This window comes from Moorena sp. SIO4A5 (assembly GCF_010672005.1).
Lineage (GTDB): Bacteria > Cyanobacteriota > Cyanobacteriia > Cyanobacteriales > Coleofasciculaceae > Moorena.
This window is the reverse complement of the sequence record NZ_JAAHHZ010000126.1, coordinates 1-17,556: the sequence shown is the minus strand read 5'-3', so window position 1 is coordinate 17,556 and position 17,556 is coordinate 1. Positions and strand designations below refer to the sequence as shown.

16 protein-coding genes and 2 pseudogenes are annotated in these 17,556 nt (G+C 43.7%); 9 read left to right on the top strand and 9 right to left on the bottom strand.

The window, feature by feature from the left end; all coding sequences use genetic code 11:
- Positions 1 to 712: 712 nt before the first annotated feature.
- Positions 713 to 847 carry a hypothetical protein gene (locus tag F6K57_RS27445; RefSeq protein ID WP_293071604.1) on the bottom strand — a complete coding sequence of 45 codons (135 nt, stop codon included), beginning with the start codon at positions 845 to 847 and terminating at the stop codon, positions 713 to 715.
- Between F6K57_RS27445 and lpxD the strand changes: the two genes are divergently transcribed.
- Complete coding sequence (gene lpxD, locus F6K57_RS27440) at positions 846 to 1,898, top strand: UDP-3-O-(3-hydroxymyristoyl)glucosamine N-acyltransferase (RefSeq protein WP_293071603.1); 1,053 nt, start codon at positions 846 to 848, stop codon at positions 1,896 to 1,898. The genes F6K57_RS27445 and lpxD overlap by 2 nt on opposite strands.
- Before the next feature lie 426 nt (positions 1,899 to 2,324).
- Positions 2,325 to 3,110, top strand: a complete 786-nt coding sequence (locus F6K57_RS27435) for a hypothetical protein (protein ID WP_293020407.1) — start codon at positions 2,325 to 2,327, stop codon at positions 3,108 to 3,110.
- Between the two features lie 161 nt (positions 3,111 to 3,271).
- Here the strand turns inward: F6K57_RS27435 and F6K57_RS27430 are convergent, their stop codons facing one another.
- On the bottom strand, positions 3,272 to 3,829 hold the full coding sequence (locus F6K57_RS27430) for a peroxiredoxin (RefSeq protein WP_293071602.1): 558 nt from the start codon (positions 3,827 to 3,829) through the stop codon (positions 3,272 to 3,274).
- A gap of 169 nt (positions 3,830 to 3,998) precedes the next feature.
- Here F6K57_RS27430 and F6K57_RS27425 point away from each other — a divergent pair, with 169 nt between their 5' ends.
- Positions 3,999 to 4,151 (top strand): chlorophyll a/b-binding protein, encoded by a 153-nt coding sequence (locus F6K57_RS27425; RefSeq protein ID WP_008182021.1) that lies wholly within the window; start codon positions 3,999 to 4,001, stop codon positions 4,149 to 4,151.
- Between the two features lie 422 nt (positions 4,152 to 4,573).
- Here F6K57_RS27425 and rpoD read toward each other — a convergent pair whose 3' ends face one another.
- Both rpoD and F6K57_RS27415 read right to left on the bottom strand, forming a co-directional pair.
- On the bottom strand, positions 4,574 to 5,695 hold the full coding sequence (rpoD, locus tag F6K57_RS27420) for an RNA polymerase sigma factor RpoD (RefSeq protein WP_071102452.1): 1,122 nt from the start codon (positions 5,693 to 5,695) through the stop codon (positions 4,574 to 4,576).
- A gap of 921 nt (positions 5,696 to 6,616) precedes the next feature.
- Positions 6,617 to 7,285 (bottom strand): polysaccharide deacetylase family protein, encoded by a 669-nt coding sequence (locus F6K57_RS27415; RefSeq protein WP_293020414.1) that lies wholly within the window; start codon positions 7,283 to 7,285, stop codon positions 6,617 to 6,619.
- A 26-nt stretch (positions 7,286 to 7,311) separates the two neighbouring features.
- Here F6K57_RS27415 and F6K57_RS27410 point away from each other — a divergent pair, with 26 nt between their 5' ends.
- On the top strand, positions 7,312 to 7,860 hold the full coding sequence (locus F6K57_RS27410; RefSeq protein WP_293020416.1) for a hypothetical protein: 549 nt from the start codon (positions 7,312 to 7,314) through the stop codon (positions 7,858 to 7,860).
- Between the two features lie 81 nt (positions 7,861 to 7,941).
- Here F6K57_RS27410 and F6K57_RS27405 read toward each other — a convergent pair whose 3' ends face one another.
- The gene (locus F6K57_RS27405) at positions 7,942 to 8,463 is read right to left on the bottom strand and encodes a DUF4330 domain-containing protein (RefSeq protein WP_293020418.1); all 522 of its coding nucleotides are present in this window, start codon (positions 8,461 to 8,463) and stop codon (positions 7,942 to 7,944) included.
- Positions 8,464 to 8,894: 431 nt separating this feature from the next.
- On the opposite strand from F6K57_RS27405, the gene F6K57_RS27400 reads away from it, so the two are divergent.
- A complete protein-coding gene (locus tag F6K57_RS27400) occupies positions 8,895 to 9,803 on the top strand; it encodes a M48 family metallopeptidase (protein ID WP_293020419.1) in 909 nt (302 codons plus the stop codon).
- A gap of 61 nt (positions 9,804 to 9,864) precedes the next feature.
- Here F6K57_RS27400 and F6K57_RS27395 read toward each other — a convergent pair whose 3' ends face one another.
- Positions 9,865 to 10,611 carry a metallophosphoesterase family protein gene (locus tag F6K57_RS27395; RefSeq protein WP_293020420.1) on the bottom strand — a complete coding sequence of 249 codons (747 nt, stop codon included), beginning with the start codon at positions 10,609 to 10,611 and terminating at the stop codon, positions 9,865 to 9,867.
- Between the two features lie 585 nt (positions 10,612 to 11,196).
- Between F6K57_RS27395 and miaE the strand changes: the two genes are divergently transcribed.
- On the top strand, positions 11,197 to 11,796 hold the full coding sequence (gene miaE / locus F6K57_RS27390; protein WP_293071601.1) for a tRNA isopentenyl-2-thiomethyl-A-37 hydroxylase MiaE: 600 nt from the start codon (positions 11,197 to 11,199) through the stop codon (positions 11,794 to 11,796).
- A gap of 120 nt (positions 11,797 to 11,916) precedes the next feature.
- Here the strand turns inward: miaE and F6K57_RS27385 are convergent, their stop codons facing one another.
- Positions 11,917 to 12,570, bottom strand: coding sequence for an HAD family hydrolase (locus F6K57_RS27385; protein ID WP_293020422.1), 654 nt, complete (start codon positions 12,568 to 12,570; stop codon positions 11,917 to 11,919).
- Positions 12,571 to 12,932: 362 nt separating this feature from the next.
- Complete coding sequence (locus tag F6K57_RS27380; RefSeq protein WP_293044624.1) at positions 12,933 to 14,129, bottom strand: NAD(P)/FAD-dependent oxidoreductase; 1,197 nt, start codon at positions 14,127 to 14,129, stop codon at positions 12,933 to 12,935.
- Between the two features lie 130 nt (positions 14,130 to 14,259).
- Between F6K57_RS27380 and F6K57_RS27375 the strand changes: the two genes are divergently transcribed.
- Complete coding sequence (locus F6K57_RS27375; RefSeq protein WP_293071600.1) at positions 14,260 to 14,454, top strand: hypothetical protein; 195 nt, start codon at positions 14,260 to 14,262, stop codon at positions 14,452 to 14,454.
- 52 nt (positions 14,455 to 14,506) lie between these two features.
- Entirely contained in the window at positions 14,507 to 15,151 is a 645-nt protein-coding gene (locus tag F6K57_RS27370; protein ID WP_293071599.1) for a sporulation/spore germination protein, read from the top strand.
- A gap of 524 nt (positions 15,152 to 15,675) precedes the next feature.
- Here the strand turns inward: F6K57_RS27370 and F6K57_RS27365 are convergent.
- Positions 15,676 to 15,843: pseudogene (locus tag F6K57_RS27365) on the bottom strand (IS701 family transposase); the annotation flags it as partial.
- 150 nt (positions 15,844 to 15,993) lie between these two features.
- On the opposite strand from F6K57_RS27365, the pseudogene F6K57_RS27360 reads away from it, so the two are divergent.
- Positions 15,994 to 17,211: pseudogene (locus F6K57_RS27360) on the top strand (ISAs1 family transposase).
- Positions 17,212 to 17,556: the final 345 nt, after the last annotated feature.

Here is a 17,556-nt window from a genome sequence, read left to right as displayed (position 1 = left end):
GCCAACTCCACCCAACGGTATCGGCTTTCGCCGACGCTGCGCGAACGGATACGTAGGCTTGCTTTATTAACGACACGGTCAGAAGTTACCGCTTAAAGAGGGTCGCCTTTATGGTTAGTCGGCTATGCATAAAAGAGGTGCGACCCGTGGCGAATTTAATTCGCCAACGGAAAGCGCACCTTTGGTTAAAACTTTATGATTAAGGCGACCCTGTCTTGATGCAGTCGCTCATGGGGGAAACCCCCTTTGGCCGACTGCATCGCTCTGATCAGGTTTCGTCTCCGGGATGCCCCTCCGCGCCGGAACAATACAATAAGTTCTATTTTTAAGGAACGTAGGTGTCTGACTTGCCCAGCATTTAAGGCCTTTGGCCACGCTTCGCGAACGGCTTTGTTTATCAGTAAATATATTATAGCAATTTTATAATACCCTGTGCAAAAGAAGCCCCACACCTAATGCTATGCATTAGGTGTGGGGCTTCTTTTGCCGGACAGCTAAAAATATGCACGAAACTGTATTTTACTGGTGTTCGGTATCCGTGGCAGATCCATGCGTTTTAGCGGTGCGACCCGTGGCGAATTTAATTCTTAATAGGTCAAGCGCACCGGCGAGGTTTTTCGCGCTTCGTGTACTAGCATGCGCATTACGCTCGTTATTAAATAGGGCAGTACCGACGAATCCTGCCTGTGCGCTTTCTACACACTTAAACATATTATACACTAAAAGTCCCCCGCTTATGGGCGTTAGCGTAGCGTGGCCAAACGCGCCCCGCGTGGCCTTTTGGCCAAGGCCAGGCTTGAAACCCAAAATTTTGGTCAAATTCCACACCCACCCATTGCTGAGCCATGAAATTTAGTCTTTTAATAGAACACCTGGGTAATACAGCGTCTTTGTGCCATAGCCTGAATAGCGATACAGAGCTTAACCCTGAAATTACCGGAGTTGCTCCCATCGATAAAGCCACCCCAGGCACTCTCAGTTATATTGAGGGACCCAAGTTTGCCCACATGGTAGAAAAAACCCAGGCGAGTGCCTTAATTTTGTCTCTGGATGAAGCATTACAGGCAAAAGCGACAGAAAGAGGTATTGCTTGGGTAGGGACATCTGAACCGAGATTACTATTTGCTCATGCGATCGCATGTTTCTATCAACCTTTTCAACCAGAACCAGTCATCCACCCCAGTGCAGTGATTGACCCAGATGCTCAGTTAGGAAATGATGTCTATATTGGACCCAACGTCGTAATTTTAGCAGGGGTAAAGATTGGCAATCAGGTTTGTATCCATCCTAATGTAGTAATATATCCTGAAGTAGACATAGGCGATCGCACTGTCTTACATGCCAACTGCACTATTCATGAACGGAGCCACATTGGTAACGATTGTGTGATTCATAGTGGTGCAGTCATTGGTGCTGAAGGGTTTGGCTTTGTTCCAACCCCCCAAGGGTGGTATAAAATGCAACAGTCTGGCTACACGGTCTTAGAAGATGGGGTGGAAGTTGGCTGTAACAGCACTATTGACCGTCCAGCGGTTGGGGAAACTCGGATTGGACGCAACACTAAATTAGATAATTTGGTACATATTGGTCACGGCTCCGAGGTGGGACAAAACTGTGCCTTGGCAGCCCAAGTCGGATTATCTGGAGGAGTCAAAGTGGGTAATCAAGTGCTGCTGGCGGGTCAGGTAGGAATTGCGAATCAAGTGAAAGTTGGGGATGGAGCAATTGTGACCGCTAAATCCGGAATCCACAAAGATGTAGAACCCGGAAGTGTAGTGTCTGGCTATCCTGCTATTTCCAACAAACTCTGGCTAAAAATATCTGCCATCTACAATCGGCTTCCAGAAATGTATAAAATCTTGAAGCAACTTGAGCGAAACTTTAACTATAAAAAATAAATAGGAAAACTTTAAAAAAGCTGAACAATCTTTGCTGTTCCTTTTGCTCTGATTTTGGAACAGTAAGGAATTAACCTGAATTGAACAGATTCCTTGACAAAATATTGACATTGGAAGCTTAGTGACAAATCAAAACTATAATTTTAATTTTTCAAGGTTATAGTTAATCGTTTCTTCTCGGAAACTTAATGAATAAATATCCAAATATAAATATCTTGTAAAGATTACCTAGATACATTGACTTTTAAGGAAACAACCGTGTAAAAATTTACACAATACGTTCATTAGTCATTAGACGATCATCAAACTGATCAGATTAATCAGGGTGTTCATACGGTTGGTGCTCATGTCAAAAGTTAAGATTGCCTCTGATTTTTCTGGAATCATCGTCGTTTCAACCTTTAGCGTTCTAGAAAAATTAATTTTATGTCCACGTCTCAAATGCCAAAACAGTCCACTTTAAGAAAAGACATCAACTATCTGGTTGACTCGTCTAGTTTTTCTAGTGCTGAGCAACCAGTTAAACTAGTTAATGGTGGCTTTGAAGAAGGACTTAAAGGCTGGCAAAAGTTAGGACCAGGTGGGATCAAAAGAGCTAGTTTTGGCATTACTCCAACAGAGGGAGAAAAGCAGCTTTTACTAAGAACTAGCAATAAGGAAGTCACCAGAACAGGCCAGCCAAAAGCCCCATCAGCCTCTAAACTAGAGGAGTTTTTATACCTGTCCACAGGAACTCTCGATTGTATTGCCCAGAAAATTTTAGACACCGTTGGCATATGTGGTACTTCTAGCAAGGTAGTCAGAGGTGCTGCTATCCAACAAATGATTACCCCTGGTGTTGGTGATAGCTTAACCTTTGATTGGAATTTTTTCACCAATGAAGACGTGGGAGATGAGGCTATTGTTGCCGACTTCGCTTTCTTCTGCCTTAGTTCTCCCAAGTCCCAAATTGTCTATGAACTAGCTAACCCAATCCTAGGGGTCTTTAGTCAAGCACCGAACAACTTTTACAACCAAACCGGATTTAAAGCATTTACTCATACCTTCACTACTGCTGGAACCTACAGCCTAGGCTTTGGTGTTGTGAATGAATTGAGTAATCAAACTCAGTCTGGACTCATCATTGACAATGTTCAGCTAACCAGCCCTACTGTTGATGATCCGGCTTCAGTACTCAGCCTACTTTCAGTAGCCTCCTTCAAGGATGCTTAAATAGGACTTAGGCACTCAAGCTATATGTACAGCTATATCTAGAAATGAGTTGATTTGGTTAAACTCTATCTATATAAATTAGACCAGAGATATTACACCAGAGATTAGACCTCCTCAGGGCATAAATCTTGTTAAAGCTTAATCGTACGTGGGAAATCAACTCAGAAAGAAGTAGACATTAACTCATCCAGACGAGCCAGTACTTCCTGGCTATGAATTGCTGGTATCACACCAAGGAATATTTCCCGTAGAATGCCTTCTGGATCAATGATATAGGTATGGCGTAGGGACATAATACCTAACCAAGAACCATAAGCCTTGCTGACAGAGCCATCGGTGTCAGCTAAAAGTGGGAAATGTAAACCCTCTGAGTCACAAAACTCCGCGTGAGAATCGACATCATCCACGCTCACCCCTAGGATCTGCGCATTTCTCTCCATATATTTGGGCAAATCTTGCTGAAATCTGTTAGCTTCCAAGGTGCAACCACTAGTAAAGTCTTTGGGGTAGAAATAGAGTACGACCCATTTACCCTGATAATCGGACAGGGACACCTTACCCTTACCAGTATTGGTTGGTAAGGTGAACTCGGGTGCGGGTTTATTGAGAGGAGGTTGTTTGCCACCGAGAGCATGGGCAGGGTTGGGAAAATTTATCCAAGCTAGCAAAACGATAAAGCTAGCCAACAGACTGCTGAGAAATGCGCGACGAGAGATCATGATGAAAACAGGAAATTATGCTTCACATAAGTTTACATCATTGATGAACTAAGACTTTATACACAATTCATCCCGCTTGCCTATGCAGATAATTGACATTTAGCCAATAATTTGTTACATTTTTTAATATAAACGGGCTACACAGAGTAAATTAGCGGAGCAAAGAACCATGTCCAATCAAGAGTCTAACGAAGCCAAGTTCGGTTTCACCCCTAAAGCAGAAAACTTAAATGGTCGTCTAGCTATGATCGGCTTCATCGCTGCTTTAGTCACAGAATATATTACTGGTCAAGGTGTACTACACTTCTTGGGCTTAATGTAGTTCCCAATAGTTAGTTAAATTTGTCAATCTCAATAAATAGCTGGAGTTCTAGTGTTGAACTCCAGCTTTCTTATGTGTTTTTAGCTGATTCCATAGTTTTTCCTACGGAGTGTCAGCTAAAATATGAAAACGGTGCGACCCCGTAATTTAATTCTTCAAAGGTCAAGCGCACCGGAACTAATTTCTGGATAGGAATTGGGGTAAGGAATGTGATATAATGTCTGTTTGAATACTTATGATGTTTGGTTGATAGCCAATTGAAAATTGAAAATTAAAAATTGTTAGGAGTCAATTTACAATTAACATGCATGGCACCAACCTTATTATATGTGATTAACCAGACTTCATATGAATCCCTATTCCCCACCCACTAGATGCAACGATAACAGAAAACCCTGATTGCTATCAAGCAGCAGGGTTTTCTATCGGATATATTCCTTGAGAATGCTATTGCGATTTGGATGGCGTAGTTTGCGAAGAGCTTTGGCTTCAATTTGCCGAATCCGTTCCCGCGTCACGTTGAAGATTTGGCCGATTTCTTCCAAAGTCTTCATCCGTCCATCATCTAATCCATAGCGTAGACGCAGTACGTCACGTTCCCGGGGACTCAGGGTATCAAGGACACTTTCTAGGTCTTCCCGGAGTAGATTTTTGGAAACCTGATCTTCTGGGGTTTCACCATCGGCTTCAATAAAGTCTCCCAAGCGGGAGTCTTCTTCTTTACCAATAGGTGTTTCTAAGGAGATGGGAAGTTGGGCTGATTTGGCAATGAATCGCAACTTCTCGATGGTCATTTCCATCCGATCTGCAATTTCCTCTTCTGTGGGCTTGCGACCCATTTCTTGAGAAAGGAGTTTAGTGGTTTTCTTGATCCGCGAGATGGTTTCATAAAGGTGAACGGGTAAGCGGATAGTCCGGGACTGGTCAGCAATGGCACGAGTAATAGCTTGACGAATCCACCAGGTAGCATAGGTGGAAAACTTGTAGCCTTTTTCGTGGTCAAATTTTTCCGCAGCCCGGATTAAACCTAGAGAACCTTCTTGAATCAAGTCTTGGAATGAGAGTCCTCGATTCATATATTTTTTGGCGATGGAAACCACCAAACGGAGGTTAGACTGCACCATTTTTTCCTTAGCCCGCCGACCGACGTGTAAGCGGTAACGGAAAGCTGGCAGCTCCATATCGACCTCTGTTGCCCATTCCCGATCTCCAGGTTCCCGCTCTAACTGTTCAGACAAGCGCTCCCGCACTCGTTCTAATTCCAACAAATCAGCAATTTTACGGGCTAATTCAATTTCTTCATCAGCTCTGAGTAGACGAATCCTGCCAATTTCCTGCAAATAGAGGCGAATTGAATCTTCTGTATAGTGCTTCTTTTTGCTTTGGGTTCGGCGACGGTTAGATCGCCCCTTACCAGGCTTAGTATTTTCCTCATCCGGTTGAGCGTCCACCAAATCATCTCGGTTCACGTCATCCTCAATCAAGACTTCTAAATCGCTCTGAGGTTGAGCGATTGTTGCGAGTAATTCATTTGCCTGGGTCATGTTTTTTCCTCATGCTCCTTCAGTTTCAGACCAGTAGATGATGTCCGTTGATCTACTTAAGATAGCTTAGTCAGTGAGAACCTTGTTTGTTGCACCCTATGGTGGGTCAATCGCTTCAGCGGTAGGAATTAGATCGACTCTATTTCCTTGGACTTAACTTGCAGTGAATCTACTATCCATTTAAGTGTTAATACTGAATTTTGGGAAGACTTTTTGATTGTAGCCTTATTTACAAAATTTTGCTCTAGTGTTTATCTGAAAAATTTAGCTTATTTATCTAGTCAAAAGCTTTGAGAAAGTGTAGCAATCATTACCCACTTTCCCTTATGCCTATAATATAGTCACTATTTTAGTACTAATGTTCTATAAAACCCAACAGTTGGACTTCACTAGGTTAATTAACTTGTCCTGTATGATAACCATTGACAAGCTCTGGCTCTAGGTAATGATTATTTTGCATTACTCTTGTAACACATAACCCTAGCCAATGTAGTAACACGCTAAGTGAAAGTACTGCCAAGTAAGTTTATTTAACCAGCTCCTAATTCGGTATTCCTCCGTAAGGGAATGGTGAACCAGGGCATCGGAAATACTCCAGAGAAAGACGATAGGAACATTGCGTAGGGGAAGCAAGTCTCCTAGTCCGATGGAGCTTTCGGTTGATCATTATTTTAATTTCTAATTTTAATTTTTACAGTTTGCTCATTGTTTTTAAAATTGATCAGATTAGCTGAGCACTACATATAGCGTTAAACTGGATAGTCTACTCTATATGAAGTATATAGAGGAGGTAATTGGATCAAGTAGTTCACTTCACTACAGGAGTAATGAGATGGAAAACCGGTTGCGTCTAGCAAAGCAGTTGTTATAGGAGTTTACGGTGCAGTGAGTGAGAACACCGTAAGTCAATTAACAAAACTACTAATTTTCCTGCCATAGCTGGTCAATGCTAACAAATTTGTAACCTTGGTTCAATAGCTGAGGAATTAACTCAGCCGTAGTTTCAACCACATCTTGTCCTCCATAATAACCATCATGTAGGACGATCAGGGAACCGTTTTGAACCTGCTTTAGGACTCTCTCCACGATTATACTGACACCAGGACGTTTCCAGTCTTCTGGAACAACACTCCACATTACTGATCTATAGTTCCACTGGTGCAGTATATTCAAGGTTCGGGGCGTAAATAATCCGTTAGGGGGACGAACGTCTTGTACCTTGTCTGGGTGAATCTGACAAGCTTTAGCGATCGCGTCTTGGGTAAGGAGCAAACTCTGCTGAAGGGCATCCCGTTTTAAAAAGGGAAAAGACTGATGGTAATATCCATGAAGTCCTAACCAGTGACCTTGTTGGTAAACTTCTCTGGCGACACTGGGGGCTTGGTTTACGCAAACACCCAACCAGAAAAAACTGGCTCTGACTTGGTAGCGGTCTAAGACTTGCAGTAACTTGGGAGTGTAGTGTGGATGGGGTCCATCATCGAAGGTCAGTGCGATCGCAGGTGAATCCCTTGCTCCTGACCACAGGCAATTGGGAAAGGCAGGTTTGATAATTTGGTACAGAATAGGGTAGAGGGGAGCAAATTGCATTTAGTCGTAAGTTTGGATGGGGTGGAGTGAATTTGACTAGTTTCCATGTCCTACTTGATCGCATTTTGCGGCGTCGCCAGATTATCTTGATGTTGATCGGCTTTTGTGTAGCAGTAGTGCTTAGCAGTTGTAACACTGTGATTATTACTGAGTATGAAGCTACAGCACTGACCACCTTAACCTGGCGAGTTGAGTATTCTATTAATTCAACAACTGATAGAGATCCCGATGTTGAGGAGTTTGCTTCCAAGTCCGTAGTCAACCGCAATGGTGAGAAACCAGAAGGTGCTGTAACAGGACCTGATGACAAGGGCTTATGGTGGCCAGTTGTCCCACCAAAACCAACCATTGATGAAGTAGAACAGCGTCAGCCACTTCATCATAAGCCTAGCAAGCCAGAGCTGTTGCGTACAGTTAAATACAATATCACCTATAAAGAGGGGGCACAGACAGTTACACTACCTACTAACTATGACGTTTACCGGCAAGTTGCTAGAGCCTATCCTTACCGGAAACCTCTAAGGCTTACCCTGGGAATCAATGATGCTTCGGTGGAAAAAGCTGATACTAAATGAACTCAAGACCTCCCTTGCGGGTGCGAAGCGTGTGGGGTCTATGGTATAAATTCTTAGTTCAATTGACCCCATCACTCGTGATTATTCTACTCTGACATTAATCACACTGGCGTTGAAGTTATAATCTCTACCTTCTAACTCTACCGGGGTACCAATTTTAATCTTGCTATTGCCCAACACTACTCCATCTTTGGTGATTGTTGCTTTACCACCTAAGGTCAGTAACATATTAATCCCATAAAAGCTAGGTCTGGGATCTGGTAGTTCTTTGATAGAGCCATCTGGTTGTGGCACCAGGACACTTCTACGCAGAATTTTGACAGATTTGACGTCAACCTGACCATAGGGTTGCTTACGAATCACAATATTAGTCTTCTTGGTCTCCTCCAACTGATTGACCAACACATCTGGTTCAAGCAAGCTTAACCCCCGGACAATGATATCTACTTCTACTGGTTTGGTGCTATTGAGTTGGGCAACGGAACCAGACTCACCAGGAAAGAAGAAAATTCCTACAACTACCAACAAAATCACCAAGGCAGCACCGAAGTCGATAATGCTCACCTTGCCAAACAAACGTCCTTTAGAATCTACAATAGCCATAAACTTGCTTAGGTGTTTTTGCGAAAATTGTATAGTGTTAAAGATAACTCCTTAAGGTTCGCTGGCTCTAGGTTGAATGGCTAAGGGGTTTCTAACCTAGTTATCAAGGGCTATTCTTAAAGCAAATCGGCTGTTAACTGCTTTTGATGTACCTAATACCTCATAACTAATACCTATAATACGAGTTATCCATAACTGGTGAGTGAGAATAACAAACACCAGGTTCGTCTGTGGAACATATTACCCTATTTGGGGTTCAACCATAACGAGGAATTTTACTGGTTAGTAATTATGGCAGACAACTCCTAGTAGAGAGTTGACTTATGATGCTAAAGACAAGGCTTGTCTACAGCAAGTCATGGCTGCAAACCCTTTTTAGCAACAAATAGCTAAAATAATCTCTTTTGGATTTAATAATTCATAATTTTGCTATGTTAAGCAATATATTATCGATTTACTCCCGTTATCGACGTCGTTTGTTGTATCCGTTAATCAGCATGCTTCTATCCCTGAGTCTGGTGGTGGGAACAGCTCAGGTTGCCCAAGGGGTTCCCTGGTTAGAGCTGCTATTGCGTGGTATTCAGATTATCCAGTTATCTAATATGTCTGATCAACAGGAAGTCCAAATTGGTCAGCAAATTAATCAGCAACTTGTTAGCAAGCAATTTAAGCTCTATCGCAATCGGGAAATTAATCGCTATGTTGATCAAATTGGTCAGCGACTAGCTAAAAGCAGCGAACGCCCAAATATTAACTATACATTCCAGGTGGTCGATGATGCTAATATTAATGCTTTTGCTACTATGGGAGGATTTGTTTATATTAACACGGGTTTAATCGCAGCAGCAGACAATGAAGCTCAACTGGCAAGTGTGATAGCTCATGAGATTGGTCATATTGTAGCTCGTCATAGTATCCAGCAAATTAGGCAAGCCGCGATCGCTAGAGGTTTAGCAGAAGCGGCTGGAGTTGATAGCAGCACGATGGTTAATCTGGGCGTGGAATTCGCACTACGTCGTCCCAACAGTCGTCAGCATGAATTTGAAGCTGATGAACTAGGTATCAAGAACTTAAAACAAGCAGGCTATGCTCCGATAGGATCAGTAGACTTTATGAAAAAACTCCTCAAGCAAAGAGGCTCTATTCCAGGGTTTTTGAGTACTCATCCGTCAACAGCAGACCGAATTGATTCCTTGGAGCAGTCTATCGATTCAAATAGTGCTTATGTTGGTGATGGATTAAACAATCGGGCTTACAAAAACAAAACTCGTGTAGTCCGCAACCAGAAAAAAGCTGCCCTCAAAAGGACAACAGGTCGTCGAGGGCGAGTGCTCAGATAAGCACAGCTAGCTCAAGAGCAGAAAGCTTGATCAATAGTCTTTTTGTTAACCTATATCACCTTCACGAGGTACTCAATACTTGACGTCGGCATATTTTACTAGGTTCTATCTTGGTCACGGCTTCTTCCAAGGGGAATTGGCGAACATCACCCCGAAAGACGTTAACTTGATAAACAAGATTATTGGTAATGTCTAGACCTGTCATCCAACCACTTTTCGGATGATAAGCACCAGTGTCTATATCTAGCCAACCACAACCTTGGGCTATGGTACCGGGAGCCACTCCTGGTAAGGTGAAAGTCATGGTGTGACCCGTGATGATCAGCTTGTCGAGAAAGTAAGGTTCACGCATACTGTGAAATTCATCCCGAATCCAACAAAATTGCTCAACGGTTTGCTCCTCAATGGTCATGCGAGGATTAACCCCGGCATGAACTAGCCAGGTATCTCCTAAATCAATGTAGGTTGGCAGTGTTTTGATCCAATCTAGGTGATCTTGGCAGACTTTTCCACCATAGCTGTTGATAGTACTTTCACCACCACTATAGAGCCAGGCTTGTCGTGTTGAGTTAGGTACTAAATTGTTACCGATAATTTCTAGTAACATCAGCTCATGATTACCTAATAAACAGGGGTGAGCGTTTTGCTTGACAAATTCGACAACCTGAGAACTCATTGGTCCTCGATCAATCAAGTCTCCAAGAAAATAAACGGTGTCGTCACTAGTGGGTGCGATCGCATCCAATAAGGCCATAAGAGAATTATAGTGACCATGAACGTCACCGATAACAATACGACGGTGTGTCATTACTTTACTTATCCAAATCTAATTTCGTTAAATATCAGGTAGACCCCTTCATATAAAATTTAAGGTTAATGGCTTTAGGCATCAGAGTTCTAGGTTAAATGGCTAAGCGGTTGCGGTTTATGACCAGCCTATGAAGCACACCTCCTCAAGCACAGAGGCTATCAACTGCTTTTGTTGTACCTAATACCTAATACCATTAGCCTCATACCTATTTATAGATATATGCACCAATTCTTTCAGAGTGGTCTTCCTTTTAAGGTATTTGCTATTCCTGAATAGAGTCGTTAAGTGTAATAGTTTGAGGAATAGGCTCAAGTAGCTAGTTTAACTTGTCTTATAAGTGTCTATGCGTAGTGTCTATGTAAATTTATCATGAACTACCCGGATTGGCTACGGGTAAGTCGGGGTTTGAGACCCAACTTGTTGCTACAAAAGCGGGTATTGAACCAATTTTTTGACGAGATTACACCTGCACCTTAACAAGACGGGGATTGACACGATTCAGTTAAAATTAATAGTATCGTCTACCGATACCAAAGCCTGTCTGCAATGAACAAGCCAACTACTTTGATTTGAACAAAAACTGTGTCTTCTTCTGGTCTGCCTTTGATTAATACCCTCAAACACCCTACTAGCCAGGCTTGGATCGAGCAAGCCCTTGGGCACCTTGATGTTATTTTACTCGACCATTCCCATTGTGAACGTAAAGCAGCTGGAGTAGCACTGAATTTAATGTTTCGCTACCCATCCTACAGTAAACTTGTGCGTCAGCTGACGGTCATTGCCCGTGAGGAACTAGAACATTTCGAGCAAGTTAACCAGTGGCTAGAAAGACGTAGCATTCCCTTAGGTCCCCTTTCTTCACCACCCTATGGAGCTGGATTGAAAGCTCAGATTCGCCGAAACGAACCAGAACGGTTGTTGGATTCTTTACTAGTTGCTGGACTGATCGAGGCTCGTTCTCACGAACGTTTGGGATTACTAGCAACTCACTGTTGTGATCCATTTTTAGCAAAATTTTATCGTAGCTTGATGGCATCTGAGGCTCGTCACTATGGTATTTACTGGGTACTGGCTGATACCTATTTTGAGCGAGTACTGGTAGCTCAGCGGTTGGATGAGTTAGCCGTTAAAGAAAGTGAGTTACTGGTTACCCTTTACCCAGAACCAAGAATTCATAGTTAGCAGCCAATATCCTCAAAGAAGCAGTCACACTATACCACAGCAACAGCTATCAAGCAGAAACTGGTGTGGAAACCAATCGGTGCGTTCGCGTAGCGGCGACCTAGGAGCATCGCGTTTAAGTTAAGTCATTGGTTTGCGCTTGATCAAAAATGCTCTCAAGCCAGCTGCCTGAGCACCTTGATAGTCTTCTTTAAAACTATCACCAATATGAAAAGCCTCCTGAGCACTACAGTGATGTTTTTGTAAAGCAGCAGCAAAAATCTGTGGATCAGGCTTGGCAAAGCCAGTTTGGGTAGAAATTGTGATGGAGGAGAAAAATTCTTCTAATTTTAGAGCTTTTAAGACAAGATGGAGACGGGAATCAAAATTTGATACGACACCCAACTCAATACCAATATGCTGCCATGCTTTCAGAGCTGGGATAACATCCGGATAAATTAACCAAGGTTGACCAGTGGCAAAGTGGGCATAGAGTTCGTCAAAAAAATCAATGAAATCGGTGAACTGGTCAAGTACACCAACTTGTTCAAAGGTGCGGGAGGCAATCACCCACCACCATTCAAATTCTCGCTGGGGAATTTCTTCAGGATCTGTTTCTGGAAAAACCGCTGGTTCTGCTGAGGCGAAGGCTTTGACAAAGGCTTTGTCCAAAGCTGAAGCAGGTACTGTAACCCCAAATTGATTAGCGATCGCACTATAAACTTCCCCTACACTCCCTTGAACACCAAATAGTGTACCGACAGCATCTAGAAAAATTACTCGCGGTTTTTCCATGGTTAATGGTTAATTGTTAATGGTTAATTGTTCATTTAATTTCAATTTTCCATTTTCCTGTATGTATGCCGATACTTTTTAGCTACCAAAACCTACCAAAGGCAAATTCTGGCTCGCCAATGCAAGATGCAATAGCATCCAGGGGGTATCTCCGCGCTTCTCTGACGGAATATCCCGCGAGCGCCATAAAAATGTCAAAAAAGTCTAACACCGGGATCTAAGTGCAACTACTAAACCCTTGGTTTTCGGCTTTAATTTAAGTTACATAATAATCCCTGTCGGTGTTACCATAATTTAAGTTTAACAAATAATAAGAGTTTTTGGTAGACTCTGCGACATTTTCTTGTGCTGTTTACTAACCTTTATGTTCCAGACAGCAGATCAGTTAATGGTCGAGTAATCCAGTTCATGCCAACTTTCAGTTGGTGCTCTATAGTTGGCATCCGATAAAGATAGGCAAGTCGCCGCACTATGTGGGCTAAAGGACCATCCAGCTTGACACCTAAACCAGTAAGAGTTGCATTGTCTTTCCCCAAAGTCATCATCTCTCCCAACTGCTGGTAACGGAAGGGGAGCAGGGGACGCCCAGTTAAAGAAGCCCAGACATTCCAACCCACATAATCAGCTTGCTGAAAAGCGGATTGAGCTGTATTGGGAACTGGTTGATTATCAGCATCTCGGCAATCGGCTAGATCACCTAGGGCAAAAATTTCGGGATGGTCAACCGCTTGTAACCTTTGGCTGGTGATCAGCTGACCACGGTGGTTTTGTTTGAGCGGAAGCGATCGCACAACTGGTGTGACTCTTGTGCCTACTGTCCACAGCACCAAATCTACGGGGATAGTATCAACCTGTCCTTTATACAACAGAGAAATGGTGTCAGCTCCAATGGACTCAACACTGGTTTCCAAATCAATCCAGACCTTCTGTTCATTCAAAGCTTTGCGTGCTGCCTCTCGGTTAAAGTCGGTCGATGTTCTTAGAATCACATCACCGAGTTCAATCAACCGCAACCTTCCGCGCTCTCCCAACCGTTCGGCTAGATGGCAAGCTAGTTCCACACCAGAGTAACCTGCACCAACTATAGCGAGCCGGATTTTATCTGTATCGGATTCTTCCAAAATCCGTAGCCGTTCTTCTAGGTGATAGGCATCAGTGATAGTTCGGAATGGGATAGCATACTCAGCCACCCCAGGCACCTGCTCTAGGGGGGTTTCTCCACCTAGGGCTAACACCAGGCGATCATAGGTCAATTCCACTCCAGTCTCTAGCTGTACCCGCTGCTGTTCTACATCAATGCCTGATACCGCTGCCTGAGTAAAGCGTACACCTGTGTTTGCTAACAATTCTTCATAGGGTGGAGCAATTTCCCAGGTTTGTAGTTCACTAGTCATCAGTTCATACAACAGCGGTGAAAATAAGAACCGATCATTTTGATCAACCAAGACAATTTCTGGTTGTTGGGGCTTTTCCCAAGGCAGCTGGCTTAAGCGTAGGGCTGTATAGAGACCCCCAAAGCCTCCACCGAGAATGCAGATTCGGGCTGGTTGTTTAGTCATGGTTGATTGAATCGGGGATGTCCTATTAGGGGAACTTCTTTTAGGATAGCAAGGCTATTACAACAGGGTAGCTGGGTTTCGCCTCCCCCACAGTTAATACCAATTCTTCAAAGTAGGACTACAAATGCAGATGGAGAGATCGGGAGTGTTGCGAGTGTCACGAGTGTTGCGAATGTCGGTAGATGGCCAAATTAAATTGATCTATAGCCCTAATGCGCCAGAATTGGGATATAAGCGTGAAAATGATTTCAATTTTTATTTTCTAGTTTCTATTTTTCAACTCTTTTATCCTGATCAACCACGCTCTACCTTGAATATGGATTGATGTAACTGTTGCTTTAGACAACAGCTAGAAGCATTGTTTTGAGCGAAGCCAAATGAAAAGTTTTCAACACTATCTAGCTCCTGTTGCGATTGCAGCAATTGTCGTTGGTTTCAGTAGCTATGGTTTGGTGAGTGATAACAATCCTGGTTCCCAGAAAACTCCTGTAGGGAATCTATCTCCTGAACCAGCCACCGAGGCTAGCTCTACCACTGGTGTAGCAACCTCTAATACTACTCTACCTAAGATTACTGTACCTACGGAAGAAACTCAACCAGGAACCAAGGTTGGTAAGGTCGCGCTTAAGGCTACAGTCAGCCAAGGTAATAATAATAGCAATCGAGCTAACCCAGTAATTCTTAATGTCTATCGGGCTGACAGTCAGTGTCAGTCTCTGGTATCTGAACAGGTAGCTGTACCAGTAGGAAATCCAGTAAATACAGTTATAGGAAAAGTTTTAGAGACTGGTAACTCCAGTGACTTTAATGTATCGGGATACCGCGTGAAGGTCAATGCCAATACTGGTGTAGCTACCGTCGATTTGCGCCTATCACCAGATTCCCAGCGGCAGTTTATCTCCCTCTCCACTTGTGAGCAATTTGCCCTTTTCGGTAGTTTGCGTAAAACTCTTACCGCTAACTCTGAGTTAAATATTAAAGATGTTCGATTCACAGAGCAAGGAGAAGATATCTATCTTTGAAGTGTTCGATAAAACTTACAAAACACATCAGTTTGTAACCATTTCAGAGGCAAACCCCATCTAAATTACAAAACCCTGATCCAGTAAGGATTTCATCAATTGATTAAAAACCAGACTCGATTGCTGAAATCCTCACCCCGCCAGCATGTACAAAAATAAGATGCGATAGCCGCAGCCCTGTCGGATCATCCCACGCCGACGCTACTGATTTCGGACGTGGGATGAATTGCGGCGGAAGCTAACGATTGACACTCCCATAACTAAATCAAAGATTATAGTGAGGGATTCTTAAGAGTTTTTACACCCTTAACGGCTGAGCCAAACAGCCTAATGACCCTCCAATAAAGTTATTGGGCTTACTTTTAGATTCTTGGCTTATGCTTCTAGCAGAGGCTTTTCAGCTTGCGCACAAACCGCTACTCTTTTCGACCTAGGAGACGCTACGCGAACGAGCGCATTAATTTTTCTATTCTAGCTCAAATTATCAAGGAAACGCAATAGTTCTAGCGGGACTTAAACAAGTTTCAAGCCCAAATCAAGCCAAACCTGGCTTTATGAGCGGCGAATACGTCCGTGTTTTGGTTTAGCCAAGCAGCAAAACGATAAGATATCCCTGTACGAAACGCTTCTAAAGCTTCAGTAAAAGTCTCCAAACGTTGATTCGCCCATCTTCGTCTCAATCCACCTGTTAAGCAGGGTAATCGCATTTTGTTTGGTATAAATTGTACTTGACAAAAAGCGGGATATGTAGATTAAGGGGTTTTGCCGTTCCATGTGTCTCACAGACACCCCAGCGGTTAACCTAAGGATCAGCAACAATTTTGATTTCCCGGTAAGGTTCCATGACAAAAGGTTTTAACCAGCCCGTTCTTAAACCTCAGCAGGAGCGCGAGGCTCAGATCCTCAAAAAGAGTGTGCTCAATCATTTTCAGGATCTCGAGGATCCCCGGGTAGGCCGCAGAAGCGACCACAATCTGGTGGCAATTGTCACCATTGCAATTTTGGCTGTGATTGCGGGAGCCGATGGGTTTGTGGCCATTGAAACCTACGGTAAAGCTAAGCAAAAGTGGCTGGAGACATTTTTCGACTTACCCCATGGGATACCATCCCACGATACCTTTGGTCGGGTGTTTAGCCTTCTTGATCCCACCGAACTTGAAACCGGCTTCCTGAGTTGGGTGGACAGTATCACCCAGAGCTTAGATATTGAACTCATTCATATTGATTCTTGACGACCAAAGGTTCCTATGATCGCCAGAAGCACCTCAAAGCGCTGCACAGCGTGAGTGCCTGGAGCAGTGAACATGGGCTGATGTTGGCACAAAAAAAAGTCGAGAGCCAATCGAATGAAATCACTGCGGTTCCACTGTTGTTGAAGTTGCTTAACCTCAAAGGAGCGATTGGCCGTAGGCCACGCTGCGCGAACGTGACTCTTGATGCGATGGGCACCCAAATTGACATTGCACGACAAATTAAGGAAGCCGGTGGGGACTATGTCTTAGCCCTCAAGGGCAACCAGGGCAAGCAAAGCGGCGGAGGTGGAAGCCTGGTTTGTCCAGGCCCAAGACCAGAACTGGCAGGGGATTGAATTGAGTTACCATCAAACGGTTGAGGCTGGGCATCATCGCAGAGAAACCCGTCAGGTGTGGGCGGTGCCTGTGAGCCAACTCCCCCTGTTGCATCGCCAAACACAATGGCAGGGTTTAACCAGTGTGGTGATGGTCAGGCGAAGGCGGTATTTATGGAACAAAACCACGATCCAGACTCAGTTTTACCTGAGTACCCTGGCGGCGGATGGCTCGCAGCACAACCGTGTGATTCGCTCCCATTGGGGTGTTGAAAACAGTCTACATTGGGTACTTGATGTCACTTTCAATGAAGATTCCAGTCGGGTTCGCCAGGGCTATGCTGCTGAAAATCTCGGGCTGCTACGCCGCCTGAGTGTTAATCTACTCAAGCGCGAACCCTCCCACCAGAGTCTGAAGATGAAGCGCTACAAAGCAGGGATGGATAATGACTTCATGATCAAAATCCTGGCTGCCAGTGCCGCAGAGGGATAATTTGGCATCAGTCCAAGATTGTTGACGACCCATCGAAGAAGGTGATCGACTGAATCTATTAATTGAACCGGCGTTAGGTTCCAGGAGCCTTCACTGATAGGACTGGTACACATAAACCAGAGCCTAAAACGTTTCTGAGGGAACAATCTCAATTGTACATTCAAATTTTAGACCAGGGTATGGTAATTTCATAACTCAACTAAGATGCGATTACCCTGTGAGTTTTATCCCTTTTACCCATAGCCTTTCGCCTATAAAGGCTTCTTTATTCTAAGGTTTCATCTCCGGCCTTATTTCAGATAACTTAAAAATATTACCCATAACCTGTCCCTATAAAGGCGACCC